The 26,144-nt window shown below is 66.4% G+C and carries 23 protein-coding genes; 17 read left to right on the top strand and 6 right to left on the bottom strand.

Annotated features, from left to right (window positions below):
- Window positions 1-96: 96 nt before the first annotated feature.
- From J2T47_RS16780 to J2T47_RS16770, 3 genes are all read left to right on the top strand, one after another.
- Window positions 97-747 carry a bifunctional 4-hydroxy-2-oxoglutarate aldolase/2-dehydro-3-deoxy-phosphogluconate aldolase gene (locus J2T47_RS16780; RefSeq protein WP_253448990.1) on the top strand — a complete coding sequence of 217 codons (651 nt, stop codon included), beginning with the start codon at window positions 97-99 and terminating at the stop codon, window positions 745-747.
- Window positions 744-1,199, top strand: coding sequence for an acyl-CoA thioesterase (locus tag J2T47_RS16775; protein ID WP_253448987.1), 456 nt, complete (start codon window positions 744-746; stop codon window positions 1,197-1,199). Before J2T47_RS16780 ends, J2T47_RS16775 begins: the two co-directional genes overlap by 4 nt.
- A gap of 76 nt (window positions 1,200-1,275) precedes the next feature.
- Window positions 1,276-2,235, top strand: a complete 960-nt coding sequence (locus J2T47_RS16770) for a tRNA dihydrouridine synthase (protein WP_253448984.1) — start codon at window positions 1,276-1,278, stop codon at window positions 2,233-2,235.
- A 226-nt stretch (window positions 2,236-2,461) separates the two neighbouring features.
- Here J2T47_RS16770 and J2T47_RS16765 read toward each other — a convergent pair whose 3' ends face one another.
- On the bottom strand, window positions 2,462-3,208 hold the full coding sequence (locus tag J2T47_RS16765) for an SDR family oxidoreductase (RefSeq protein ID WP_253448980.1): 747 nt from the start codon (window positions 3,206-3,208) through the stop codon (window positions 2,462-2,464).
- Between the two features lie 146 nt (window positions 3,209-3,354).
- Here J2T47_RS16765 and J2T47_RS16760 point away from each other — a divergent pair, with 146 nt between their 5' ends.
- Window positions 3,355-3,801: an Hsp20 family protein gene (locus J2T47_RS16760; RefSeq protein WP_081519355.1), complete on the top strand. Its 447-nt coding sequence runs from the start codon at window positions 3,355-3,357 to the stop codon at window positions 3,799-3,801.
- Between the two features lie 84 nt (window positions 3,802-3,885).
- On the opposite strand, the gene J2T47_RS16755 is transcribed toward J2T47_RS16760, so the two are convergent.
- The 3 genes from J2T47_RS16755 to J2T47_RS16745 are packed head-to-tail and all read right to left on the bottom strand — an operon-like array spanning window position 3,886 to window position 6,519.
- Complete coding sequence (locus J2T47_RS16755; RefSeq protein WP_253448977.1) at window positions 3,886-4,953, bottom strand: YkvI family membrane protein; 1,068 nt, start codon at window positions 4,951-4,953, stop codon at window positions 3,886-3,888.
- A gap of 58 nt (window positions 4,954-5,011) precedes the next feature.
- Complete coding sequence (locus J2T47_RS16750; RefSeq protein ID WP_081519357.1) at window positions 5,012-5,386, bottom strand: RidA family protein; 375 nt, start codon at window positions 5,384-5,386, stop codon at window positions 5,012-5,014.
- A gap of 20 nt (window positions 5,387-5,406) precedes the next feature.
- Window positions 5,407-6,519 carry an NAD(P)/FAD-dependent oxidoreductase gene (locus J2T47_RS16745; protein WP_253448975.1) on the bottom strand — a complete coding sequence of 371 codons (1,113 nt, stop codon included), beginning with the start codon at window positions 6,517-6,519 and terminating at the stop codon, window positions 5,407-5,409.
- A 111-nt stretch (window positions 6,520-6,630) separates the two neighbouring features.
- On the opposite strand from J2T47_RS16745, the gene J2T47_RS16740 reads away from it, so the two are divergent.
- Complete coding sequence (locus tag J2T47_RS16740) at window positions 6,631-7,254, top strand: helix-turn-helix domain-containing protein (protein ID WP_253448972.1); 624 nt, start codon at window positions 6,631-6,633, stop codon at window positions 7,252-7,254.
- Window positions 7,255-7,260: 6 nt separating this feature from the next.
- Here J2T47_RS16740 and J2T47_RS16735 read toward each other — a convergent pair whose 3' ends face one another.
- Complete coding sequence (locus J2T47_RS16735; protein ID WP_253448969.1) at window positions 7,261-10,134, bottom strand: sensor domain-containing protein; 2,874 nt, start codon at window positions 10,132-10,134, stop codon at window positions 7,261-7,263.
- 112 nt (window positions 10,135-10,246) lie between these two features.
- A complete protein-coding gene (locus J2T47_RS16730) occupies window positions 10,247-11,140 on the bottom strand; it encodes a LysR family transcriptional regulator (RefSeq protein ID WP_253448966.1) in 894 nt (297 codons plus the stop codon).
- Between the two features lie 166 nt (window positions 11,141-11,306).
- Between J2T47_RS16730 and leuC the strand changes: the two genes are divergently transcribed.
- From leuC to folC, 12 genes are all read left to right on the top strand, one after another.
- A complete protein-coding gene (gene leuC, locus J2T47_RS16725) occupies window positions 11,307-12,734 on the top strand; it encodes a 3-isopropylmalate dehydratase large subunit (protein ID WP_253448964.1) in 1,428 nt (475 codons plus the stop codon).
- Window positions 12,735-12,745: 11 nt separating this feature from the next.
- Window positions 12,746-13,390, top strand: a complete 645-nt coding sequence (gene leuD, locus J2T47_RS16720; protein ID WP_253448960.1) for a 3-isopropylmalate dehydratase small subunit — start codon at window positions 12,746-12,748, stop codon at window positions 13,388-13,390.
- Window positions 13,391-13,422: 32 nt separating this feature from the next.
- On the top strand, window positions 13,423-14,193 hold the full coding sequence (locus J2T47_RS16715; RefSeq protein WP_253448957.1) for a class I SAM-dependent methyltransferase: 771 nt from the start codon (window positions 13,423-13,425) through the stop codon (window positions 14,191-14,193).
- Between the two features lie 73 nt (window positions 14,194-14,266).
- Complete coding sequence (gene leuB / locus J2T47_RS16710; protein ID WP_253448953.1) at window positions 14,267-15,349, top strand: 3-isopropylmalate dehydrogenase; 1,083 nt, start codon at window positions 14,267-14,269, stop codon at window positions 15,347-15,349.
- A gap of 80 nt (window positions 15,350-15,429) precedes the next feature.
- Complete coding sequence (asd, locus tag J2T47_RS16705) at window positions 15,430-16,542, top strand: aspartate-semialdehyde dehydrogenase (RefSeq protein ID WP_045211887.1); 1,113 nt, start codon at window positions 15,430-15,432, stop codon at window positions 16,540-16,542.
- 261 nt (window positions 16,543-16,803) lie between these two features.
- Window positions 16,804-17,991 (top strand): type IV pilus assembly protein FimV, encoded by a 1,188-nt coding sequence (locus tag J2T47_RS16700; RefSeq protein ID WP_253448951.1) that lies wholly within the window; start codon window positions 16,804-16,806, stop codon window positions 17,989-17,991.
- Between the two features lie 95 nt (window positions 17,992-18,086).
- Complete coding sequence (locus J2T47_RS16695; protein ID WP_253448947.1) at window positions 18,087-19,097, top strand: aspartate-semialdehyde dehydrogenase; 1,011 nt, start codon at window positions 18,087-18,089, stop codon at window positions 19,095-19,097.
- A gap of 168 nt (window positions 19,098-19,265) precedes the next feature.
- Entirely contained in the window at window positions 19,266-22,157 is a 2,892-nt protein-coding gene (locus J2T47_RS16690) for a FimV/HubP family polar landmark protein (RefSeq protein ID WP_253448944.1), read from the top strand.
- Between the two features lie 19 nt (window positions 22,158-22,176).
- Window positions 22,177-23,034: a tRNA pseudouridine(38-40) synthase TruA gene (truA, locus tag J2T47_RS16685; RefSeq protein WP_253448941.1), complete on the top strand. Its 858-nt coding sequence runs from the start codon at window positions 22,177-22,179 to the stop codon at window positions 23,032-23,034.
- A 57-nt stretch (window positions 23,035-23,091) separates the two neighbouring features.
- Complete coding sequence (locus J2T47_RS16680) at window positions 23,092-23,715, top strand: phosphoribosylanthranilate isomerase (RefSeq protein ID WP_081519369.1); 624 nt, start codon at window positions 23,092-23,094, stop codon at window positions 23,713-23,715.
- A 257-nt stretch (window positions 23,716-23,972) separates the two neighbouring features.
- Complete coding sequence (accD, locus tag J2T47_RS16675; RefSeq protein WP_045211873.1) at window positions 23,973-24,848, top strand: acetyl-CoA carboxylase, carboxyltransferase subunit beta; 876 nt, start codon at window positions 23,973-23,975, stop codon at window positions 24,846-24,848.
- Window positions 24,845-26,125 carry a bifunctional tetrahydrofolate synthase/dihydrofolate synthase gene (gene folC, locus J2T47_RS16670; RefSeq protein ID WP_253448938.1) on the top strand — a complete coding sequence of 427 codons (1,281 nt, stop codon included), beginning with the start codon at window positions 24,845-24,847 and terminating at the stop codon, window positions 26,123-26,125. The genes accD and folC overlap by 4 nt, the downstream gene beginning before the upstream one ends.
- Window positions 26,126-26,144 lie beyond the last annotated feature (19 nt).

Here is a 26,144-nt window from a genome sequence, read left to right as displayed (position 1 = left end):
CAGGCCCGGCGCGCTGGCGTAGACTTTCGGGCATTTCCGGCCGCCCCGGCCTGGGCGCGAGGTCTTGCGCACGCGGGTGGTCGATTGGGGGAATGCATGAATCTGTCGCTGGACTGGGTGCTGCAGCAGGCTCGCCCGGTCATGCCGGTGTTGGTGATCGATGACGTGGCGCTGGCGGGTGATCTGGCCCGCGCCCTGTACGACGGTGGCGTGCGGGTGCTGGAAGTGACCCTGCGTACGCCGCAGGCGCTGGATGCGGTGGCCGAGATCCGCCGCGAGCTGCCGGAGATGGTCGTGGGTGCCGGTACACTGATCCACACCGAGCAGTTCCAGGAGGCCCGCGACGCCGGTGCGCAATTCGCGGTGAGCCCCGGTTGCACACCGCGCCTGGTGGCCGCCGCCGACGATGCGAAACTGCCTTTCCTGCCGGGGGTGATGACGCCGTCCGAAGTGCTGGTGGCGCTGGAGTACGGCTACCGCTCGCTGAAACTCTTCCCGGCCGACGGCAACGCCGCGATCAAGATGCTCAAGAGCCTGAAGGCGCCTTTCTCCGGCATCCGCTTCTGCCCGACTGGCGGCATCACCCAGGAAAACCTGCTCAACGTGCTGCGCCTGCCCAACGTCGCCTGCGTCGGCGGTACCTGGATCGCGCCGCCCAGCCTGGTCCGCGCCCGCGCCTGGGACCAGATCACCCAACTGGCCGCCGAAGCGATCGCGCTGGCCGCAAGCCTGGAGCACGCTTCATGAGTTGGCAGTTGCCCGACCCGTTCGTCATCGATATCGAGGTCAAGTCCGAGGACATCGACGGCCTCGGCCACGCCAACAACGCCGTCTACGTCAGCTGGCTGGAACGCTGTGCCTGGCGTCACTCCCAGAGCCTGGGCCTGGACCTGGCCGAGTACCGCCGGCTGGATCGCGCCATGGCCGTGGTGCGCCACGAGGTGGATTACCTGGCCGCCGCCTACGAAGGCGAACAGCTGCAACTGGCGACCTGGATCGTCCAGTCCGACCAGCGCCTGAAGATGACCCGGCACTTCCAGCTGGTGCGTCCGGCGGATGCCCTGACCCTGCTGCGTGCGCAGACCACCTTCGTCTGCATCGAGCTGTCCAGCGGCAAGCCCAAGCGCATGCCGTCGGAGTTCATCGAGGGCTACGGCCGCGCGCTGCTCTCCCCGGAAACCGTGGCCGCCGGCGCGTGATCCGTCGTGCCGCGCTTTTCCCGGCGCGGCGCATTCCCTACAATCCGCGGCCTTCGCCATAGCCCGAGATTCCCCCGTGCAGATCGCCCTGGCCCCGATGGAGGGGCTGGTAGATGACATCCTCCGCGATGTGCTGACCCGTGTCGGCGGCATCGACTGGTGCGTCACCGAATTCATCCGCATCAACGACCGGCTGCTACCGCCTTCGTCGTTCCTGGCGCTCGCTCCGGAACTGGCGCATGGCAGCCGCACCCGTGCCGGCGTGCCGATGCGCGTTCAACTGCTCGGTTCCGACCCGCAGCTGCTGGCGGAAAACGCCGTGCAGGCCTGCGAGCTGGGCGCTCCGGTGATCGACCTGAACTTCGGCTGCCCGGCGAAGACGGTGAACCGTTCCCGTGGCGGCGCGGTGCTGCTCAAGGAGCCCGAGCTGCTGTTCAGCATCATCGAGGCCGTCCGCCGTGCGGTGCCTGCGCACATTCCCGTGACTTCGAAGATGCGCCTGGGCTACGACAGCCCGGACGGCGCCATCGACTGTGCTCGCGCCCTGGCCGATGCCGGCTCCGCCCATGTGGTGGTGCATGCGCGGACCAAGGCGGAGGGCTACAAGCCGCCGGCCCATTGGGAGTGGGTGGCGAAAGTGGCTGATGCGGTGAAGGTGCCGGTGTTCGCCAATGGCGAAGTCTGGACCCTTGAGGACTACCAGCGCTGCCGTTCCGTCAGTGGCGTGGCGGACATCATGCTCGGCCGCGGGCTGGTTTCCCGCCCGGACCTCGCCCGGCAGATCGCCGCCTGGCGCGATGGTCGCGAGGTAGTGCAGATGCCCTGGTCGGAAGTGCGTGTGCTGCTCGACGACTTCTGGCGCCAGGCCCGGCGCAAGCTGGCGCCGCGCTATGCGCCGGGGCGTCTGAAACAGTGGCTGGGGATGCTCACCCGCAGCTATCCCGAAGCTGTGGAGCTGTTCGTCCAGGTACGCCGCGAGCATGACTGCGAAGTGCTCGACCGGATGCTGCAGGTCGAGATCGAAGTCGCAGCCTGACTCGAATTCGCTGGAAAAACGCTGAGCCGCCCTCTCCCTAGCCCTGGCTACGCGCCCCGCTCCGAAGGGAGAGGGGACTGTTCGGCGCAGAATGAAACTAATGTGTCAGCCGGTACGGACGGCTCCCTCTCCCTTCAGGGAGAGGGCGGGGGAGAGGGCCGCCCCCGCGCAGAACTTGACCAGAACAGCCATGCCCGCGATCGCGCGCATGGCGCGCTCGTACAGGTTATCGCCCGCCGCTGACGTCGACGAAACCGCCGGTGCTATAGCTGGACTCATCCGAAGCCAGGAACAGGATCGCCCGCGCCACTTCTTCCGCTTCACCACCGCGGCCCAGCGGAATCGCCGACTGCAGGCGCTCCACGCGCCCTGGCTCGCCGCCGCTGGCGTGGATTTCGGTGCGGATCAGCCCCGGCCGCACGGCATTCACGCGGATGCCATCCGCCGCCACTTCCTTGGCCAGGCCGATGGTCAGGCTGTCCACCGCGCCCTTGGCGGCCGCGTAGTCGATGTATTCGTTGGGCGAGCCCAGGCGCGAGGCCATGGACGAGATGTTGACGATGCTTCCGCCAGCGCCGCCGTGCTCGCGCGCCATGCGCTTCACCGCCTCGCGGCAGCAGAGGAAGGTGCCGGTGACGTTCACCGCGAACACCCGCTGCAGGCGCGCCACGTCCATGTCCACCAGGCACATCTGGCGCTCCAGGATGCCGGCGTTGTTCACCAGCACGTCGAGGCGGCCGAAGGCTTCGTCCACTTCACGGAACAGGCGCAGCACGTCTTCCTCGTTCGCCACGTCGGCGGCAAAGGCGCGTGCGTTGCCGCCGGCCGCCGTGATCTGCGCGACCAGCGCCAGGGCCGCTTCCCGCTCGCGGCGGTAGTTGAGCGCCACGGCAAAGCCGCGCTCGGCGGCCAGCAGGGCGGTGGCGGCGCCGATACCGCGACTGGCACCGGTGATCAGCATGACCTTGTCCATGGAAATCTTCCTGTTGCGAAGAGGGGCTTGAAATGAATCCGGGCAGCCCAATCTATGTTCCTGCGGGAGGCCGAAGACGGGTCCCGCACCGGAGTTCTGATGTCAGGCTCCCGATCATACCTTGCTGAAAATTTCAGGAGATTCGCATGAGCAACGTCCTTTCCCTCGCCCCGCTGTTCCGCCAGTCCGTCGGCTTCGATCGCTTCAACGATCTGTTCGAGTCCGCCCTGCGCAGTGAAGGCGGCAGTTCCTACCCGCCCTACAACGTCGAGAAGCATGGTGACGACCAGTACCGCATCGTCATCGCTGCCGCCGGCCTGCAGGAGGAAGACCTGGAGCTGCAAGTGGAGCGCGGTGTGCTGACCGTCAACGGCGGCAAGCGCGAAAAGGCTTCCGAGAGCGTCACCTACCTGCACCAGGGCATCGCCCAGCGCGCCTTCAAGCTGTCGTTCCGCCTCGCCGACCATATCGAGGTGCAGGGCGCATCGCTGAAGAACGGCCTGCTCAGTGTCGAGCTGGTGCGCATCGTTCCGGAAGAAGCCAAGCCCAAGCGGATCGCCATCAACGGCCAGAACCCGGCCATCGAAGGCTGAGTAGCATCCCGGCATCAGCCGGGCCGTAGCCGCAAAGCAAAACGCCCGTCTCGCCAGAGACGGGCGTTTTCGTTTTTGCCTCGATCAGGCGTTCTGGCGATCCGGCAGTGGCGCCGAGCGATTGCGCCACCAGGCGATGACGATGGCAACCATCAGCACGAAGCCCAGGTAACCCATGGCCGGATAGACCAGGCCCACCAGCTTGACGAAGCCGACCTGACTGGCGATGAAGGCGAGTACCACGGCGACCACGGTCGCCACGCGGAACGGCACGCCATAGGCGGCGCAGCGCGCGGCCAGGGTGTAGGCGAAACCGCTGGTGGTGCAGTAGAGCTTCACCAGCAGCAGGGCCAGCATCACGTCGCCGAACCAGGGCGCGATGTTGTTGCTCAGCAACAGGGTGGGGATGGCGCTGCCGCCGATCACGTCGATCTGCACCAGCATCACCAGGGCCATGGCGAGGATCAGCACGCCCACGCCGATACCGCCGAACACACCACCCATCGCCGCGGTGCGCAGGTTGGCCACGCTGCCGCCCATCACCACCACGGCCGCTGCGGTGGCGGCGACGTTATAGGAGACATAGAGCAGCGCGCCGAACAGCCAGTTGGGCGCCGGGTGCGGCACCGCCAGGGCGATCTGCTCCAGCTCCGCCAGCGGCTTGTGGATATGTGTCAGCGCGTAGATGGCGATGATCGCCACGATGATCATCAGCACCGGGGTGATCAGGCTCATCAGGGTGATCACCCGCTTCAGCCCCAGACACACGGTGATCACGGTCAGCACGCCGAGGACGATGCCGCCGATGGAGTGGCCGATGCCCAGTTGCTGCTCGAAGGAGGAGTTGGCGCCGGCGAACATCACCACCATGGTGCCGAACAGGAAGAAGGTCAGCATCAGGTCGACGACGCGGCCCAGCGGCTTGCCACAGATGTACTCCATGGCTTCCTTGTGCGACTGGGTCTGCAGGCGGCTGCCGATCTGGTAGAGGTTCATCAGCAGGAAGGCGAACAGTGCCAGCGCCACCAGCGCGCCGGCCAGGCCCATGAGGCCGAAGCCGCCGAAGAACTGGAGGATCTCCTGGCCCGAGGCGAAGCCGACGCCCACCACCAGGCCGATGTAGGCCCCGCCGAGCTTGAGACTGGTTTTCATGATCGAGACTCTGTTGTTGTTATGGGAGCGGCCCCGCGCGCGGCCGGGCCGGAAGGGGTCACGCCTGGCCGACGTAGGCCTGGACTTCCACTTCGACGTCCACGCCCAGCGCCAGAGCCGAAGCCACGCAGGAACGCACCGGCAGGCCCTGTTCGAAGTAGCGCTTGTACACCTCGTTGAAGCCGGCGAAGTGCGCCATGTCGGACAGCCATACGGTGGCCTTCACCACCTGCGAGTAGTTGGCGCCGCAGGCTTCCAGGCTTTCGGCGATGCGGGTCATCACCGCTTCGGTCTGGGTCTGGATATCGCCCTTCACCACCTGGCCGTCTGCGGTCATCGGGATCTGCCCGGACAGGAACAGGAAGCCGCCGGCCTTCACGGCGCGGGAGAAGGGGAAGGGCAGGCTGCTGGGGTAACGCTGGATATCGCTCATTCTAAGGTCTCCGGGGGAATTCAACGCAGGCGCGCCGGGCTCAGGCGTCGGGGATCGACGCCTTCCTGGCGCAGGGATTCGGGCAATGGCTGGCCGAGCAGCAACGACTGGGCCAGGCGCGACACGCCGTCGGCGGACTGGATGCCGTAGCCGCCCTGGGCGGCCAGCCAGAAGAACGCCGGGTTCTGCGCGTCCTGGCCGATCACCAGGTCGCCGTCGGCGACGAAGGAGCGCAGGCCGGCCCAGCAGTGGTTCGGTCGGCGGATCGCCAGGGTGGTGTGCTCCTCGATGTGGTGCACGCCCAGGGCGATGTCCAGTTCCTCGGGCTGCACGTCCTGCGCCTCCACCGGGTCGGCATTGGCGGGCGAGCCGAGCAGCTGACCGGCGTCCGGCTTGAAGTAGAAGCTTTCGTCGATGCCGATCACCGTCGGCCAGCGGCTGATGTCCATGCCATCGGGCACCGGGAAGGTGAAGGCGGTGCGACGGCAGGGTTGCAGGCCGATCGGGCGGATGCCGCAGCGATTGGCCACATGATCGGCCCAGGCGCCGGCAGCGTTGACCAGTTGCGCGGCCTGTATGGTTTCGCCGTGGCTGAGTTCCAGCGCCCAGCGGCCGTTCGCATAGCGGGCCGAGAGCAGCTCGCGGTTGCAGCGCAGTTCGCCGCCGCGCTGGCGCAGCGAACGCAGGTAGCCCTGGTGCAGGGCGTGCACGTCGAGGTCGCGGGCGTCCGGCTCGTAGAGCGCGCCGATGATGGTGTCGGCGCGCAGGACGGGAAGGAATTCCAGCGCCTGTTCGGTGCTGATGCGCTGCACGCCGGGTGTGGCTTCGGCCCGCTTGAGCAGTTCGACGTGTTCGGGGCCGCCGACGTACAGGCAGCCGCGCGGGGTGAGGATCGGATGCTCGCTGAAGCCCGCTGGCGGCTTCTCGTAGAAGGCGCGGCTGGCGCGGGTCAGCGCCTGGATCTGCGGCGTGCCGTAGGCCTCCATGAACATGGCGGCGGAACGCCCCGTGGCGTGGTAGCCGGGCTGCTCTTCGCGCTCCAGCACCAGCACGTTGTGCGTCTCGCTCAGGCGGTAGGCGAGGGAGGTGCCGGCAATGCCGGCGCCGATGATGACGAAATCGAAATGGCTCACTGCAAGGGCCTTCTGCAGATTTTCTCGTATGTGAGAAATCTAAGATATGAGAATTTTTGCGCCAAAGGCAAGGCCCGGTAAACTTTCGTCGGCCCCCTCACGAGACGTCCCATGAGCGAAACCGCCCAGGCACTACCCAAGCCCCAGCAACTGGATCGAGACGAAGTCGGTGCGCGCCTGCGGGCGGTTCGCAAGCAGCAGAAGCTGACCCTGAAACAGCTCTCCGACCTGTCTGGCGTGGCGGTTTCCACCCTGTCGAAGATGGAGCTGGCGCAGGTCGCGGTGAGCTACGACAAGCTGGCCGCCGCCGCCCGCGCCCTGCAGGTGGATATCGCCCAGTTGTTCCGGCCTTTGCCGCCCGTCGGCGGGCTGACGGGGCTGAAGACTTTCGTCAAGACCCAGGTGGATGACACGGCGGGCTACGACACCGGCGGCTACGAGTACTACCCCATCGCCGGCGATTTCCCGCAACGCAGCATGACGCCGCTGTACGCGCGCATCTTCGCCCGCGAGGTCGGCGAGTTCGACGATTTCGTCCGCCACCCCGGCCAGGAGTTCGCCATGGTGGTGGCCGGCCGCGTGCGCATCCAGTTCGAGACGGGCGAGTCGGTCAGCATCGGGCCGCGCGAGACGGCCTACTTCGACAGCAGCGTCGGCCACCTGTACCTCAACGACGGCGAAGCCGACGAGGCCCAGGTGATGGTGGTGATGTCGGAACTGCGGCCCGCCGAGTGACGGGCCTCAGGTCGCCTGCTGCTCGCAGCCCGGCAGCAGGGCGATGAACTCCTCCAGCGGCACCGGGCGGCTGAACAGGTAGCCCTGGTACTGGTGGCAGCCCTGCTCCGCGAGCAGCGCCAGCTGCTCCGGGGTTTCCACGCCTTCGGCGATCAGCTCCAGGCCCAGGCTCTTGCCCATGGCGATGATGGCGCGGACGATTTCCGCGTCGTTGCTGTCGTTGGGCGCGTCGCGGACGAAGCTCTGGTCGATCTTCAGGCTGTCCACCGGCAGGCGCTTGAGGTAGGTCAGCGAGGAGTAGCCGGTGCCGAAGTCGTCCATGGCAAAGCGCACGCCGATCTCGCGCAGACGCTCCATGCGCGCGATGGTGTCGTCCAGTTGCTGGATCACGATGCCCTCGGTGATCTCCAGCTTCAGCAGGCTGGGCGGCAGCCGGGTCTTGTGCAGCAGGCCGAGCAGGCGCTCGACGAAGTCGCTCTGACGGAACTGCCGCGGGCTGATGTTCACGCTCAGGCTGAAATTCTCGATGTCGATGCGGCCCTCGGCGAGCAGCCGCGCGCCGGTGCGGCAGGCTTCCTCGATGACCCACTGGCCGACTTCGACGATCAGCCCGCTGTCCTCCAGCACGCGGATGAAGCTGGCCGGCGATTGCGGGCCGCGAGTCGGGTGACGCCAGCGCAGCAGTGCTTCGGCGCCGACGATGCGCGAATCGCGGGCGTCCACCTGCGGCTGGTAGTGCAGGTTGAATTCGCGACGGGCGAGGGCCATGCGCAGGCCGTTCTCCAGGCGCAGGCGCTCGCTGGCGGCCTGCTGCATGGATTCGTGGAACAGCTGCACGGTGTTGCGCCCGGCGTCCTTGGCGCGGTACATGGCAATGTCGGCGCGCTTGAGCAGGTCGTCCGGAGTCGCGCCGTCGTCGGGGATCAGCGCGATGCCGATGCTCGGGGTGATCTGCAGCCGGTGGCCGTCCAGCAGCATCGGCTCGGCCAGCAGGTCGCGGAGTTTTTCCGCCAGCTGGCGGACCTGCTGGGCCGTTTCCAGGCGGCTACCCTCGATGCCGGTGATCAGCACCACGAACTCGTCGCCGCCCAGGCGGGCCACGGTGTCTTCCTGGCGCACGCTGGCTTCCAGGCGCGCGGTGACCATCTGCAGGATGGAGTCGCCGACCGAGTGGCCGAGCGAGTCGTTGATGTGCTTGAAGTGGTCCAGGTCGAGGAACAGCAGGGCGCCGCGCAGGCTGTGGCGTTGCAGCAGGGAAATCTGCTGCTTGAGGCGGTCCATCAGCAGGGCGCGGTTGGGCAGGTCGGTCAGGGCGTCGTGGTAGGCGAGGTGCTGGATGCGCGCTTCGGCCTCGCGCAGCTCGCTGGTGTCGCGGGCGGTCAGCAGCAGGCAGTTCACGCCGCCCAGTTCGATCGGTTCCACCGACACGTCCACGGTCTTGATCATGCCGTCGCGGTGGCGGCCGCGCATTTCCAGATGGTGGACGAAGCCGTCGCGGTTCAGCGCGGCGATCATGTTCAGGCGCTCGTCCGGGTCGGCCCAGATATTGATGCCCAGGGAGGTTTGCCCGATCACCTCGTCGGTGCGGTAGCCGGTCAGGCGATGGAAGCCTTCGTTGACCTCGATGTAGCGGCCGGTCTCGCGCTCGGTGATGGTGATGGCGTCGGGGCTGGAGTGGAACGCCTTGGCGAACTTCTCCTGGCTGGCCTGGAGCGCGGCCTCGGCCTGCAGCCGGCGGGTGACGTCGCGGAAGCTGGAGAGGATGCACAGTTGGCGGTCGACCCAGATCAACCGGCTGGCGACCATGCAGGTGAGGCTCTGGCCGTCGCGGGTGAGGAACTGCACCTCGATGTTCTGCAGCGAATGGTCGCGCATCAGTTGTTCGAACAACCGCGAACGCTGGTGGTGGTCGGCCCAGAAGGTGATCTGGTGGGACGAGCGGCCGATGATGTCCTCGGCGAGCCAGCCGAAGGTGCTGCAGAAGCTCGGGTTCACTTCGACGAACTCGCCGTCGCGCACGCGCGATACGCAGATCGGGTCCGGGCTGCCCTGGAACAGGCTGGCGAACTTCTCTTCCGAAGCTTCCAGGCTGCGCTCGCGCAGCACCCGTTCGGTAATGTCGAGCAGAGTACCGGCCATGCGCAGCGGTTTGCCGCGGGCGTCGCGGTACAGCCGTGCACGGCTTTCCAGATAGCGGACCTCGCCGGAGTCCAGCTGGGCGCGGTAGGTGAACTGGTAGTCGTTCTCCGGCCCGCGGGCGAGCCGGGAGTAGGCCTGGCGCATGCGCTGGCGGTCGGACTTGTCGACGCAGGCGAAGAATTCGCCGAAGGGGCCGTGGAAATCCCGGTCAGGCAATTCGTGCAGCACGGCGGCGCGGGCGGAGCCGTAGAGCAGGCCGCTGGGGATGTGCCAGTCCCAGATGCCCAGTTGCGCGGAATCCAGCGCCAGGTCCAGGCGCTCCTGGCTGTCGCGCAGGGCGCGTTCCTGGGCGCGCATGCGGGTAATGTCGCGGACGGTCAGTACCAGGCACGGGCGGCCATCCTGTTCGATCTGGCAGCCATACACACGGGCGCTGCGGACTTCGCCCGCGCGGGTGATGAGGGTGACGTCGAAGCCGTCGATCTGCCGTTCGGCGGTGATCTTGTCGAGCATTCGCTGGCGTTCGTCGAGGCTGTGCCAGAGACCGAGTTGCACCGAGGTGCGGCCGAGCGCTTCTTCGCGGCTCCAGCCGAAGTGGTCGACGAAACTGGCGTTGAGCTCGAGGAATTTTCCGCTGTCCCGGTCGGTGATGACCATGGCATCGGGCGCCGTATGAAAGGCTTTGGCGAACTTGTCCTGTCCGTCGGAGGCGTGCGGGGGCGTGAGCGGATCGCGGCTCATGCGGCGCTCCCCCTGAGTCTGGCGGCGCCGGCCAAGTGGGGCCGGCTAACGCGAACGGGTGTGCGGACGGGCATTCGGGCCCCTTCTTCTAGTTCTGTCAGAACAATAGAGGTTAGGCCGCGACAGGCGCAAGCCCGCCCGCCTGGGCGTCGAGCAGGCGCATGAAGGCCCGTGCGGCGTTGGACAGGGTGCGCTCGGTATGCAGGATGTAGCCGAGCTGGCGGCTGAGCTGGATGTCCTGCAGCGGCAGGCGCACGACGCTGTCATCGAGCATGGTGCGCGGCAGCACGCTCCAGGCCAGGCCGATGGAGACCATCATCTTGATGGTCTCCATGTAGTTGGTGCTCATGCCGATGTTCGGCGTCAGGCCCTCGGCTTCGAACATGCGGCGCACGATGTGGTGGGTGAAGGTGTTGCCGCCGGGGAACACCGCCGGGTGTCGCGCCACGTCGGCGAGGAACACCGGGCCCTGCACCGACAGCGGGTGTTCGGGGGCGGCGACGAAGTCCAGCGGGTCGTCCCACACCGGTACGGCGCGCACCGGCTCGGCGGTTTCCGGGGCGAGGGTGATCACGGCCAGTTCCGCACGGCCGTGGAGAATTTCTTCGTAGGCCACTTCCGAGTCGCAGAACTGGATGTCCAGCGCCACCTGCGGGTGGGCCTTGGTGAAGGCGCGCAGCAGCGGTGGCAGGCGGTGCAGGCCGATGTGGTGACTGGTGGCCAGGACCAGCCGGCCGCTCACTTCGCCATTGAGGTTGGTCAGGGCGCGACGGGTGTCGTCCAGCACGCTGAGGATCTGGTAGGCGCGCGGCAGCAGGGCGCGGCCGGACTCGGTGAGGGTCACTTCGCGGCCAACGCGGTCGAACAGACGCACTCCCAGCTGGTTCTCCAGGGCGGCGATGCGCTTGCTCACCGCCGGCTGGGTCAGGTGCAGACGCTCGCCGGCTTCGGAGAAGCTGCCGGATTCGGCGATGGCGAGGAAGGTGTTGAGGCTGGTCAGGTCCATGTCGACTCCCTGCGCTCTGGAAGCGGCGCCCGACTTTTATAACGCACCGTATTCCTCGTGGGAATCCTTTGGATAAAAAATATGAATTTGAGTTATTCGGTGCCTTTCCATAGGATCATCCCCACAAGCCCAAGGGGCATAGAAAGACGCTGATGAGGACTCTCTGATGGCCGGCAAGACGCTCTACGACAAACTCTGGGAAATGCACGAGGTGAAGCGCCGTGACGATGGTTCGTCGCTCATCTACATCGACCGCCACATCCTCCACGAAGTGACCTCGCCGCAGGCCTTCGAAGGTCTGCGCCTGGCCGGCCGCAAGCCGTGGCGCATCGACGCGAACATCGCGACCCCGGACCACAACGTGCCGACCACCCAGGTCGAGCGCAAGGGCGGCCTGGCGGCCATCGCCGACGAAGTGTCGCGCATCCAGGTCCAGACCCTGGACGAGAACTGCGACGACTTCGGCATCCTCGAATTCAAGATGAATGACGTCCGCCAGGGCATCGTCCACGTGGTCGGCCCGGAGCAGGGCGCGACCCTGCCGGGCATGACCGTGGTCTGCGGCGATTCGCACACCTCGACCCACGGCGCCTTCGGTGCGCTGGCCCATGGCATCGGCACCTCCGAGGTGGAGCACGTGCTCGCCACCCAGTGCCTGGTCGCCAAGAAGATGAAGAACATGCAGGTCCGCGTGGAAGGCAAATTGCCCTTCGGCGTGACCGCCAAGGACATCGTCCTCGCGGTGATCGGCAAGATCGGCACCGCGGGCGGCAACGGCCATGCCCTCGAATTCGCCGGCAGCGCCATCCGCGACCTGTCCATGGAAGGCCGCATGACCATCTGCAACATGTCCATCGAGGCGGGCGCCCGCGTCGGCATGGTGGCGTGCGATGAGAAGACCGTCGAATACGTGAAGGGCCGTCCGTTCTCGCCGCAGGGCGGAGACTGGGACAAGGCCGTGGAAGCCTGGAGCGACCTGGTTTCCGACGCCGATGCGCACTTCGACACCATCGTCGAACTGCGTGCCGAAGACATCAAGCCGCAGGTCAGCTGGGGTACTTCCCCGGAGATGGTCCTCGCGGTGGACCAGAACGTGCCGGACCCGGCGGCCGAAGCCGATGCGGTCAAGCGCGACTCCATCGTCCGTGCGCTGAAGTACATGGGCCTGAACGCCAACCAGGCGATCACCGATATCCAGCTGGACCGTGTGTTCATCGGCTCCTGCACCAACTCGCGGATCGAAGACCTGCGCGCCGCCGCCGCCGTGGCCAAGGGCCGCAAGGTCGCTGCCAGCGTCAAGCAGGCGCTGGTCGTGCCGGGCTCGGGTCTGGTGAAGGCCCAGGCTGAACAGGAAGGCCTGGACAAGATCTTCATCGAAGCCGGCTTCGAATGGCGTGAACCGGGCTGCTCCATGTGCCTGGCGATGAACCCGGACCGCCTGGAGAGCGGCGAGCATTGCGCTTCCACCTCCAACCGCAACTTCGAAGGTCGTCAGGGCGCTGGTGGTCGCACCCACCTGGTGAGCCCGGCGATGGCCGCCGCGGCTGCCGTGACCGGTCGTTTCATCGACGTACGTGAATTGATGCAGGCCTGAGGAGACCGAACATGAAAGCCTTTACCCAGCACACCGGTCTCGTCGCGCCGCTCGACCGCGCCAACGTCGACACCGACCAGATCATCCCCAAGCAATTCCTCAAGTCGATCAAGCGCACCGGCTTCGGCCCGAACCTGTTCGACGAGTGGCGCTACCTCGACGTGGGCCAGCCGAACCAGGACAACTCCAAGCGTCCGCTGAACAAGGACTTCGTCCTCAACTTCCCGCGCTTCCAGGGCGCCAGCGTGCTGCTGGCCCGTGAGAACTTCGGTTGCGGTTCCTCCCGCGAGCACGCGCCGTGGGCGCTGGACGAGTACGGCTTCCGCACCGTGATCGCGCCGAGCTTCGCTGACATCTTCTTCAACAACAGCTTCAAGAACGGCCTGCTGCCGATCATCCTGAAGGACGAAGAAGTCGACGAGCTGTTCGCTCAGTGCGAAGCCACCGAGGGTTACCAGCTGACCGTCGACCTCGCCGCGCAGACCGTGACCCGCCCGGACGGCAAGCAGTACAGCTTCGAAGTGGACGCGTTCCGCAAGCACTGCCTGCTCAATGGCCTGGACGACATCGGTCTGACCCTGCAGGACGCCGAGGCCATCCGCAGTTTCGAAGGTGGTTACAAGCAGAACCAACCCTGGTTGTTCCGCGACGCCTGACCGGCGCCGCATCACTCTGTAAGGAGAGCACCATGACCGAGAGTCGCCACGAGCAAGTGGTCCAGCGCCAGTTCGGCGCCCAGGCCAACGCTTACCTGACCAGCGCCGTACACGCCCAGGGCGAGGAATTCGCCCAGCTACGCGAGCGACTGTCGGCGACTACTGGTGCACGCGTGCTGGACCTGGGCTGCGGGGCAGGGCACGTGAGCTTCAACGTCGCGCCGCTGGCCGGCGAGGTGGTGGCTTACGACCTGTCCCAGCAGATGCTCGACGTGGTGGCCTCGGCCGCCACCGAGCGCGGCCTGGCCAACATCGCCACGCGCTGTGGCGCCGCCGAGCAGCTGCCGTTCGACGACGGCGAGTTCGACTTCGTCTTCAGCCGCTATTCCGCGCACCACTGGCGGGATGTCGGCCAGGCGCTGCGGGAAGTGCGCCGGGTGCTCAAACCGGGCGGCGTGGCCTGTTTCATCGATGTCGCCGCGCCGGGCTTGCCGCTGCTGGATACCTATCTGCAAACTGTCGAGGTCCTGCGCGACACCAGCCACGTGCGTGACTACTCCCCGTCGGAGTGGGCGCGTTTAGTGGGGGAGGCGGGTCTTGCGGTGACTGCGCAGAAGCGCCAGCGCCAGCGCCTGCGCCTGGAGTTCACGTCCTGGGTCGAGCGCATGCGCACCCCCGAAGTGATGCGCCAGGCCATTCGTGCCCTGCAGCTTTCGATGGGCGACGAGGTGCGCGAGTATTTCGAGATCGACGCCGAGGGTTCCTTCAGCACCGACGTGCTGGTGCTCTGGGCCATCAAATAACGGCTGCAAGCTTCAAGCCGCAGGCTCCGGGCAGGAGCCTGCGGCTTTTAAACTTTTCCGAAGGAAACAAGCGATGAGCAAACAGATTCTGGTTCTCCCCGGCGACGGTATCGGCCCGGAAATCATGGCCGAAGCGGTCAAGGTGCTGGAGCTGGCCAACGACAAGTTCGCCCTGGGCTTCGAACTGACCGAAGACGTGATCGGCGGCGCCGCCATCGACAAGCACGGCGTACCGCTGGCGGACGAGACCCTGGAGCGCGCGCGCGCTTCCGACGCCGTGCTGCTGGGCGCCGTGGGTGGCCCGAAGTGGGACAAGATCGAGCGTGACATCCGCCCCGAGCGCGGCCTGCTGAAAATCCGCTCGCAACTGGGCCTGTTCGGCAACCTGCGTCCGGCCATCCTCTACCCGCAACTGGCCGATGCCTCCAGCCTGAAGCCCGAAGTGGTTGCCGGCCTGGACATCCTCATCGTCCGCGAGCTGACCGGCGGCATCTACTTCGGCCAGCCGCGCGAGCAGCGCGTGCTGGAGAACGGCGAGCGCCAGGCGTACGACACCCTGCCGTACAGCGAAAGCGAAATCCGCCGCATCGCCCGCGTCGGCTTCGACATGGCCCGCGTGCGCGGCAAGAAGCTGTGCTCGGTGGACAAGGCCAACGTCCTGGCTTCCAGCCAGCTGTGGCGTGAAGTGGTCGAGGAAGTCGCCAAGGACTACCCGGACATCGAGCTGTCGCACATGTACGTCGACAACGCCGCCATGCAACTGGTCCGCGCACCCAAGCAGTTCGACGTGATGGTCACCGACAACATGTTCGGCGACATCCTGTCGGATGAGGCTTCCATGCTCACCGGCTCCATCGGCATGCTGCCCTCTGCCTCGCTGGATTCCAACAACAAGGGCATGTACGAACCGTGCCACGGTTCCGCCCCGGACATCGCCGGCAAGGGCATCGCCAACCCGCTGGCGACCATCCTCTCGGTTTCGATGATGCTGCGTTACACCTTCAACGAAGGCGCCGCCGCCGACGCCATCGAGAAGGCCGTGAGCCTGGTGCTCGACCAGGGCCTGCGTACCGGTGACATCTGGTCCGAAGGCTGCACCAAGGTCGGCACCCGCGAAATGGGCGACGCGGTAGTCGCAGCACTGCGGAATCTGTAATCTGTCCGGCTCGCTCGTTCCCGCGCTTCTGCAGGAAGGCGGGAACGACGGCCCTCTAAATATTTGAAGGTGTAGTAGCGATGAAGCGTGTAGGTCTGATCGGTTGGCGTGGCATGGTGGGTTCGGTGCTCATGCAGCGGATGCTGGAAGAGCGGGACTTCGACCTGATCGAGCCGGTGTTCTTCACCACCTCCAACGTGGGTGGCGAAGGTCCGTCCATTGGCAAGGACATTGCCCCCCTGAAGGACGCCTACAGCATCGAGGAACTGAAAACCCTCGACGTCATCCTGACCTGCCAGGGCGGCGACTACACCAGCGAAGTCTTCCCCAAGCTGCGCGAAGCCGGCTGGCAGGGTTACTGGATCGACGCCGCTTCCAGCCTGCGCATGCAGGATGACGCGGTCATCGTCCTCGACCCGGTGAACCGCAAGGTCATCGACAACTCGCTGGACGCCGGCACCAAGAACTACATCGGCGGCAACTGCACCGTCAGCCTGATGCTGATGGCCCTGGGCGGCCTGTTCGAAGCCGGCCTGGTCGAGTGGATGAGCGCCATGACCTATCAGGCGGCCTCGGGCGCCGGCGCGCAGAACATGCGCGAGCTGATCAAGCAGATGGGCGCCATCAACGCTTCCGTCGCCGATGACCTGGCCAACCCGTCCAGTGCCATCCTCGACATCGACCGCAAGGTCGCCGAAGCCATCCGCAGCGACGCCATGCCCACCGAGAACTTCGGCGCGCCGCTGGCCGGCAGCCTGATCCCGTGGATCGACAAGGAACTGCCCAACGGCCAGAGCCGCGAAGAGTGGAAGGGCCAGGCGGAGACCAACAAGATCCTCGGCCGCTTCAAGAACCCGATCCCGGTGGACGGCATCTGCGTGCGCATCGGCGCCATGCGCTGCCACAGCCAGGCGCTGACCATCAAGCTGAACAAGGATGTGCCCATCGCGGACATCGAAGGCCTGATCAGCCAGCACAACCCCTGGGTGAAGCTGATCCCGAACCAGCGCGAGATCAGCATGCGCGAACTGACTCCGGCGGCCGTCACCGGCACCCTGAGCGTTCCGGTCGGCCGCCTGCGCAAACTCAACATGGGCACTCAGTACCTGGGCGCCTTCACCGTGGGTGACCAGCTGCTGTGGGGGGCCGCCGAGCCGCTGCGTCGCATGCTGCGCATCCTGCTCGAGCGTTGATCCGCTCCTGAGTGTGAACCCCGCGACGCCGGCCCTGAGCCGGCGTCGTGCTTTGTGGAGCACGAGAAGTTCCCTGTGTGTAGGTGAACCGCTGCACAAAAACGCCAGTCTGTCCGGTTGCCGGCTCTTTGGCGCCAGTTTCTGTGACGCACCCGGAAAAGCCACCGGGAACCAGTCGCTATCCTCGCAGCCCGTCCATGGGGACAGGTTTCGGCGCGCCTTTTCGCGTCGGCCGACGGCAAGCAAGCAGCGGGGGAGAGGATGGCTCGGTTACACAGGTTGTGGTTGGCGACGGCAGTCGCCGCGGCGTTCATGCCGGGCATGGCAGGCGCCCTGGAACTGGGCGACATTTCTTCGCGGGCCGTGCTGGGGCAGACCCTCTCGGCCAATATCGACCTGCGCGGCGTGGCCGACCTCAGCTCCGAGGAGGTTGTGGTCAGCCTCGCCTCGGCAGAAGATTTCGAGCGCCTGGGTGTGGACCGCAACGTGATCACCAGCGGGCTGAAATTCACCCCCGATGTCGGCAGGAATGGCCGTGGCGTCATTCACGTCAGCTCGTCCAAGCCGATTCGCGAGCCCTACGTGAACTTCGTCCTCCAGGTGGTCTGGCCGCAGGGGCGACTGGTGCGCGAGTTCACCCTGCTGCTGGACCCGCCGAGCTATGTGGCCAGCCCGGTGACGCCGCCGGCCATCGCGCCGGTGGCTGCGGTTCGCGCGCCGCAGGCGCAACCGCTGGTGCCGTCGGTAGCCAATGCGCCGGCCGACAGCTATCGCATCCAGCGCAACGACGCGCTGTGGGACATCGCCTCGCGCAACCGGCCGTCCAGCAGCGTGTCGGTCATGCAGACCATGGCGGCGATGCAGCAGATGAACCCCGATGCCTTCGTCGATGGCAACATCAATCGCCTGAAGGTCGGCCAGGTGCTGCGCCTGCCCAGCGAGCAGCAGGTTCGCGAGCAGAGCCATGCCCAGGCCGTGGCTCACGTGGAAACCCAGAATTCGCAGTGGAAGGCCAGGCGCAATCCGCAACTGGCCCAGCAGGGGCGCCAGCTGGATGCCACCCACAAGGCGGAGGCGGGCAGTGCGCCGGCGAAAGCCGAAGAGCGCGACAACCTGCGCCTGATCTCCGGCCAGCCGGGCAAGGACCAGGGCAAGGTCGAGGCCGAGCAACTGGCCGTGGCTCAGGAAGGCCTGGACAGTGCGCGCCGCGAAGGTGATGAGCTGCGCAGCCGGATTTCCGACCTGGAAAGCCAGACCCAGAAACTGAACAAGCTGATCGAGTTGAAGGACTCGCAGATTGCCGGCCTGATCGCGCGTCTGGCCGAGCAGGATCGCGCCAAGACCCAGGCTGCTCCGCAGGCAGGCAATCCGCAGGCTGCGGCCGGGGACGTCGCCCAGGTAACGGCGCCGCTGACCGCCCAGGCTACGGAGGGCGCGCCGCGCCCCTGAGCTGCGGCGATAGGCGGCGGAGCCCTCGATTGCTTCGTCGCCGGTGGGGGCAGTAAAGTGCTGCGCTACTTTACCCACCGATTGTGAGACCCCGGATGCCTGAAACACTCGACATCGCCGTAGTAGGCGCCACAGGACTCGTTGGCGAGGCTTTGGTCGAACTGCTGGAAGAGCGCGACTTCCCCGTCGCCAACCTGTATCTGCTGGCCAGCGGCGAATCCGCCGGCAAGTCGATTGCCTTCCGTGGGCGCAACATCCGGGTCGGCAAGCTCGATGATTTCGACTTCGCCAAAGTGCGCCTGGTCTTCCTTTCCGTGGCTGCTGACGCCGCTGCCGACTGTGCGGCGCGCGCCCGTGCGGCCGGTTGCAGCGTGATCGATCTCAGTGGTGCGTCGCTGAATGATGCCGCCGCGCTGCTGGCCCAGGCCTGCGTGAACGGCGACGCTGTCGAGGCCCTGCAACTTCCTGCTCTGATTGCCGCCCCGGCAGCACCGGCCGCCGAGGTTGCCGAAGTGCTCGCCGCGCTGCGTGGCGTGCTGGAACTTCGCCAGGTCACGGTAAGCGCCTGCCTGTCCGCTTCCGCGCTGGGGCGCGAGGGTGTGCAGGAGCTGGCGCGGCAGACCGCCGAGCTGCTCAATGCGCGTCCGCTGGAGCCGCGGCTGGTGGATCGCCAGTTCGCCTTCAACATGCTGGCGCAACTGGGCGGCGTCGACGAACAGGGCTATTCCTTGGTCGAGCGCCGCATCGCGGCAGAGCTCGCGGTGCTGTTCCCCGAACTGAAGAACGGCCTGAACGTGACCTGCAGTCTGGCGCCGGTATTCTTTGGCGATACCCTGATGCTTTCCATCAAGGCGGCGGCCCCGGTTTCCCTGGCGGCGGTCAGCGCCGCTCTGGACGCTGCCGAAGGCATCGAGCTGGTGGAAGGCGATTACCCGACTGTCATCGGTGATGCACAGGGGCAGGATAGTGTTTACGTCGGTCGCCTACGGACCGGTCTGACAGATTCGTGCGAACTGAATTTGTGGATTGCGTCAGATAATGTGAGAAAAGGCGCAGCCCTGAATGCTGTGAACTTGGGCGAATTGTTGATAAAACACTATCTGTAAAAGATACTTACCGAATATTTGAAGAAGTATTCTAGCTTGGCAATACTGGCCGGGAACGTCGCTGACAGGGGAGAGCACTGCCGTGAAAACGGACAGTGTAGTGGGCAGCGGCGCCCGTTAGACGTTGTTCTAATCCAGAAAAAAGCTATTAAAACAAGGGATTACTATATGGTCCGGCTTCGCAAACTGGTGCAGGCAATCGCAGCTGCTTCGGCACTGACCTCGGGCATGGCACATGCGCTGGGGTTGGGGGATATCCACCTGCGTTCGGCGCTGAACCAGCCGCTGGATGCCGAAATCGAACTGGTCGAAGTTCGTGACCTGTCCGCGGCCGAGGTAATCCCGAAGCTGGCTTCGCCGGAAGACTTCAACAAGGCCGGCGTCGACCGTCAGTACTTCCTGACCGGGCTGAAATTCACTCCCATCGTCAAGCCCAACGGCAAGAGCGTCATTCGCGTGACCTCCGACCGGCCGGTGCAGGAACCCTACCTGAACTTCCTCGTGGAAGTGCTCTGGCCCAATGGTCGGTTGCTGCGTGAGTACACCGTGCTGCTGGACCCGCCGATGTATTCGCCGCAGACCGCCGCCGCCGTGCCGCGCGCGCCGATGGCCGCTCCCGCTCCGATGGCGCGCCCGGCCGCTCCCGCTGCGCCGCGTGCAACGCCTGCTCCCAGCGCTGAGCGTGCCGCTCCGGCAGCTCCGGCAGCTTCTTCGCGCCGCCTGGAAGGCAATGAGTACCGCACCGGCAAGAACGACACCCTCTGGGAGATCGCCGCCCGTGCGCGCCCGGATGGCCGCGTTTCCGTCCAGCAGACCATGCTGGCGATCCAGGACCTCAATCCCGACGCCTTCCTCGGCGGCAACATCAACCGCCTGAAGAGCGGCCAGGTGCTGCGCCTGCCCGACGCCGAGCAGATCAAGGCCCGCACCCAGCCGGATGCCGCTGCCGAAGTCAGCCAGCAATACACCGCCTGGCGTGAAGGCCGCAGCCTGCCCACCGGCGGCGCCCGCCAGCTGGACGCCACGCCGCGCGCCAGCGCCGGCAACGCCCCGGCCCAGGCCGAAACCAAGGACAGCCTGCGCCTGCTCTCCGGCGAGAGCGGCAAGCCCAAGGGTGGCGACAAGGGCAGCAAGGACGGCCAGGCCGTCGCGGACAAGCTGGCCGTCACCAAGGAAAGCCTCGACAGCACCCGTCGCGAGAACGACGAGCTGACCGGCCGCATGACCGACCTGCAGAGCCAGATGGACAAGCTGCAGAAGCTCATCGCGCTGAAGGATGCACAGCTGGCCAAGCTGCAGAGCGAGCTGGGCAATGACAAGGCTGCCGCCGCCAATGGCGCCGCTGCCGTTCCGGCTCCAGTGCCGGGCGCTGACTCGGCTGCCCAGCCGGCCACTCCGCCGGCTCCTGCGGTCGCAGAGCAACCGGCCGCACCGGCTCCGGGTGGCGATGCGGGCACTCCGCCGGCCCCTGCCGCCGAGGCGCCACCGCAACCGGCTCCGGCGCCCGCACCGGCTCCAGCTGCAGCAGCCCCCGCGCCGGAAGCGCAGAAGCCGGCTCCGGCTCCCGTTGCCGCGCCGGCCACGCAGGCCGAGACCAGCCTCGTCGACGAGATCCTCGCCAATCCGATCTGGCTGGGCGCCATCGCCGGTAGCGCGCTGCTGGCCCTGCTGGTCCTGCTGATGATCATTTCCCGTCGCCGTGCCGCCAAGGAGCAGGAAGGGCTTGCTGCCTACGCCGGTGACGACGAGCCGCACCTGGACGACGATCTGGCCCTCGCCGGCAGCGAACTGGACACCCTGGACGTACCGCAGGCCGCCGAAGTCGCCGCCCCGGCTCAGACTGCCCCCGAGCGTGTGGCTGCGCAGACCAGCGATGCGCTGGGCGAGGCGGACATCTACATCGCCTACGGCCGCTTCAACCAGGCTGCCGAACTGCTGCAGGGCGCCATCTATGACGAGCCGCAGCGCACCGACCTGCGCGTGAAACTGATGGAGGTCTATGCCGAGATCGGCGACCGCGAAGGTTTCGCCCGCCAGGAAAACGAACTGCGTGAAATCGGCGGCGCCGAGCCGCAGGTCGAGCAGCTCAAGTCCCGCTACCCGGGCATGGTCACCCTGGCTGCCGTGGGTGGTGGCCTGGCCGCTGCCGCAGCAGCGGCCGGTGATGATCTCGATGGGTTCAGCCTGGACGACTTCGAAGTGGAGCCGACTCCGCCAGCGGCCGAGCCCGTCACTCAGTCGCACAATGATCTGGATGACGCCTTCGACCTGGCGCTGGACGACCTCGAGCTGGGTGGCGACAAGCCCGCCGCTCCGGCTGTGCAGCAGGACGACGAATTGTCCTTCGGCAGCTTCGACCTGGATGATGACCTGAGCCTGGGCGGTGCGCCTGCCGCAGCGCCGAGCACCAAGGCCGAGGACGACTTCGCCTTCGATCTGGATCTGCCGGAAGAGCCGGTCGCCAAGGTCGAGGCCCCGTCGCTGGTCGACGACCTGAGCGACTTTTCCCTGGACCTGGACAAGGGTCTGGAGAAAGACGCCCACTCCACCCTGGCTTCGGCGGAAGACGACTTCCTGCTGGGTCTGGACGACGACACCGCATCGCTGTCCGGCGTGAGCCCCGAGGAGTTCAGCCTGGATATCGAGAACAAGGCGCCGCAAGCCGACGATCTGCCGGACGATTTCGACCTGTCCCTGGCGGATGATGAGCCGGCGCCTGCCAAGGCCGACGATAGCTTCGCCGCCCAACTGGACGAGGTCAGTGCCGAGCTGGACCGTCTCTCCGCGCAGAACGACGAGCCGCAGGCTCCCGTCGAATCGCTGGCGGAAGAGAGCTTCGCCGCAGGCGATCTGGACCTGCCGGGCGACGGTGCCGATGATGAAGACGATTTCGACTTCCTCTCCGGCGCTGACGAGGCGGCCACCAAACTCGACCTGGCGCGTGCCTACATCGACATGGGCGACACCGAAGGCGCCCGCGACATCCTCGATGAAGTCATCACCGAGGGTAACGACAACCAGCAGCAGGAAGCTCGCGAACTGCTCGGGCGTATCGCCTGAGCCGGAAGGCTCCAGATAGATGATTGAAGCAGTACCCTCAGCGGCGGCCGAATCGGCCGCCGTTGGCGTTTCCAGGATTGCCCTGGGCGTCGAATTCAAAGGCTCGCGTTATCGCGGTTGGCAGCGCCAGGAAAATGGAGTGCCGACCGTGCAGGGCGCGCTGGAAAAAGCCCTGTCGCGGGTGGCTGACCATCCGGTTTCGCTGATGTGCGCGGGGCGCACCGATGCCCTGGTGCATGCGAGCGGGCAGGTGGTGCATTTCGACACCACCGCCGAGCGCTCGCTCATCGCCTGGGTCATGGGCACCAATGCCAACCTGCCCAACGACATCAGCGTGACCTGGGCCAAGGTGATGCCGGCGCATTTCCATGCGCGCTTCACTGCCATGGCACGGCGCTATCGCTACGTGATCTACAACGACCAGATCCGCCCGGCGCATATGGCCGAGGAAGTCACCTGGAACCACCGTCCGCTGGATGTCTCGCGCATGCGTGAAGCGGCGAAGGCGCTGGTCGGTACCCACGACTTCACCTCGTTCCGCGCGGTGCAGTGCCAGGCCAAGTCGGCCATCAAGACGGTGCACCATCTCGAGGTGATCGAGCATGGGCGCTTCATCGTGCTGGATGTCCGTGCCAATGCCTTCCTGCATCACATGGTGCGCAACTTTGCCGGGATGCTGATGACCATTGGTGCCGGCGAGCGCCCGGTGGAGTGGGCGGCGGAGGCGCTGGCCGCGCGCGATCGGCGCGCCAGCGGTATCACTGCGCACCCCTACGGGCTGTACCTGGTGAGCGTGGAATACCCGGAGGAGTTCGTGTTGCCCGAGCGCTACCTGGGGCCACATTTCCTTTCAAGTTTGCCGGATACCTTTGGCTGACGATGCCAGGGTCATTTGCTACCATCGATCGATCAATTGCCTGAAGGTTGCTGCATCTTGTCCGCCGTTCGCATCAAAATCTGCGGTATTACCCGAGTCGAGGATGCCCTGGCCGCCGCCGAGGCGGGTGCCGACGCCATCGGCCTGGTGTTCTACGCCAAGAGCCCGCGTGCGGTGAGCATCCAGCAGGCGCGGGCGATCGTGGCCGCGTTGCCGCCCTTCGTCAGCACCGTCGGCCTGTTCGTCGACGCCAGTCGCTGCGAGTTGGGGGAAATCCTCGACGCGGTGCCGCTGGACGTCCTGCAGTTCCACGGCGACGAGACGCCGGAGGCCTGCTCCGGCTGGCACAAGCGCTACCTCAAGGCCCTGCGCGTGAAGCCGGGTGACGACGTGGCGGCGCAGATTGCGAAGTATCCACAGGCCAGTGGCTTCCTGCTCGATACCTACGTGGAGGGTATTCCTGGCGGAACCGGGCTGGCCTTCGACTGGTCCCTGGTGCCGAAGGATGTGCAGCGTCCGCTGATCCTGGCCGGTGGCCTGACGGTGGCCAACGTGGCCGATGCCATTGCCCAGGTGCGCCCTTACGCCGTGGATGTGAGCGGCGGGGTGGAGGCAAGCAAGGGCATCAAGGATGCGCAGAAGATCCGCGACTTCATCGCCCAGTGTCGTTCGGTGGCCTGACGCGGAATCTTCATGTGACGACGAGCGGCCCGCCGCCGTCCACTACCCAATCGCCACCTGCGGGTGGCGCTGGGCGTCGTCGGTGCTGACAACCTTGTCCGCCGGCGGCCCGCATCGAGAGCTGTATCCGTGGCGACGCCCCAGGCGGCGCCTTTGTTTGCGAGGGGTTCCGGCCTTGAGGTCGAAACCGCGACGATGAATTTGCTCAGAGGCACGCGCAACCCACCGCGCTGTGCCCCTGCACTGGAGACGTGAGCATGAGCAACTGGCTGGTAGACAAGCTGATCCCTTCCATCATGCGTTCCGAGGCGAAGAAGAGCTCGGTTCCGGAAGGCCTGTGGCACAAGTGCCCGTCCTGCGAGGCGGTGCTGTACCGTCCGGAGCTGGAAAAGACCCTCGACGTCTGCCCCAAGTGCGATCACCACATGCGTATCGGCGCCCGCGCGCGCATCGATATCTTCCTCGATGAGGAAGGCCGCGAGGAGCTGGGCGCCGAGCTGGAGCCGGTGGACCGCCTGAAGTTCCGCGACAGCAAGAAGTACAAGGACCGCCTGACGGCCGCGCAGAAGGATACCGGCGAGAAGGACGCGCTGATCTCCATGAGCGGCAAGCTGATGGGCCTGCCGGTTGTGGTCAGCGCCTTCGAATTCTCCTTCATGGGCGGCTCCATGGGCTCCATCGTTGGCGAGCGCTTCGTGCGCGCGGCGAACTATGCCCTGGAAAACCGTTGCCCGATGATCTGCTTCTCCGCTTCGGGTGGCGCGCGCATGCAGGAAGCGCTGATCTCCCTGATGCAGATGGCCAAGACCTCCGCCGCCCTGGCTCGCCTGCGCGAAGAAGGTATTCCGTTCATCTCCGTGCTGACCGATCCGGTCTACGGTGGCGTGTCCGCCAGCCTGGCGATGCTCGGCGATGTGATCGTCGGCGAGCCGCGCGCCCTGATCGGCTTCGCCGGCCCGCGGGTGATCGAACAGACCGTGCGCGAGAAGCTGCCGGAAGGCTTCCAGCGCAGCGAGTTCCTGCTGGAGCACGGCGCCATCGACATGATCGTCCACCGTGCAGAAATGCGTCAGCGGCTCGCCAGCCTGCTGGCCAAATTCACCCACACTCCAAGTACCGCGCTCGCAGGATGACCCAACGTACCCTTGCCGACTGGCTCAGCTATCTCGAACAACTCCACCCCACGGCTATCGACATGGGGCTGGATCGCTCCCGTGAAGTGGCTGGCCGGCTTGGCCTGGGGCGCCCCGCGCCCCGCGTGGTGACCGTCACCGGCACCAACGGCAAGGGTTCCACCTGTGCCTTCCTCGCCGCCCTGCTCGGCGAGCAGGGCCAGCGCGTCGGCGTGTACAGCTCGCCGCATCTGCTGCGCTACAACGAGCGCGTGCTCATCGATGGCGTCGAGGCCAGCGACGAGGAGCTCTGCGCAGCCTTCGCCGCCGTTGAGACGGCCCGCGGCGAAATTTCCCTGACCTACTTCGAGATGGGCACCCTCGCGGCCTTCTGGCTGTTCGAGCGCGCCCACCTCGATGCGGTGGTGCTGGAAGTCGGCCTGGGCGGTCGCCTGGATGCGGTCAACCTGATCGACTCCGACATCGCGGCAGTCACCAGTATCGGCATCGATCACGCCGACTGGCTGGGTGATACCCGCGAAAGCGTGGCCTTCGAGAAGGCCGGCATCTTCCGCGCCGGCAAGCCTGCGGTCTGCGGTGACCTGGAACCGCCGGCGCCGATCATGGAGCAGGCGCGCAAGCTCGGCTCGCCGCTGGTCCTGCGCGGTCGCGACTTCGACCTGGCGATGGGCGAGGGCGACTGGCACTGGCGCGGGCGCTCCGCCACCGGCGAAGCGCTGAGCCTGCACAACCTGCCGCTGCTCGACCTGCCGATGGAGAACGCGGCGCTGGCCTTGCAGGTCTATGCCCTGCTGGATCTGCCGTGGCAGTCCGAGCAACTGGTCGCCGCGCTGCAGCGTACCCGCGTGACCGGTCGCCTGGATCGCCGCACCGTGCAATGGCACGGCGAAGAGCGCCACTTGCTGCTCGACGTCGGGCATAATCCGCACGCGGCGCAATACCTCGCCAGCCGCTTGCGCGCGGCGCCGCCCAAGGGTGTGCGCCATGCGGTGTTCGGTCTGCTGGCGGACAAGGATCTCGACGGCGTACTGGAACCCTTGCTCGGCTTGGTGCAGGATTGGGCCGTCGCGCCGCTGCCCAGCGGTCGCAGCCGACCGGCCGCAGAGCTGGAAGCCGCGCTGCAGGCTCGCGGGGCGCAGGTCAGCTGCCATGGCGATATCGCCGCGGCGCTGGTGGCGCAATGCGATGCGGCGGGCACCGATGACGAGATCCTGGTGTTCGGTTCGTTCTACAGCGTGGCGGATGCCCTGGAGTGGCTCGCCAAGGCTGCCCAATAAGCGGCTCGATGAGCTGCTC

The organism is Pseudomonas nitroreducens, from assembly GCF_024170165.1.
In the GTDB taxonomy this organism is placed as follows: Bacteria; Pseudomonadota; Gammaproteobacteria; order Pseudomonadales; family Pseudomonadaceae; genus Pseudomonas; species Pseudomonas nitroreducens_C.
This window is presented reverse-complemented; position numbering and strand designations above follow the sequence as displayed.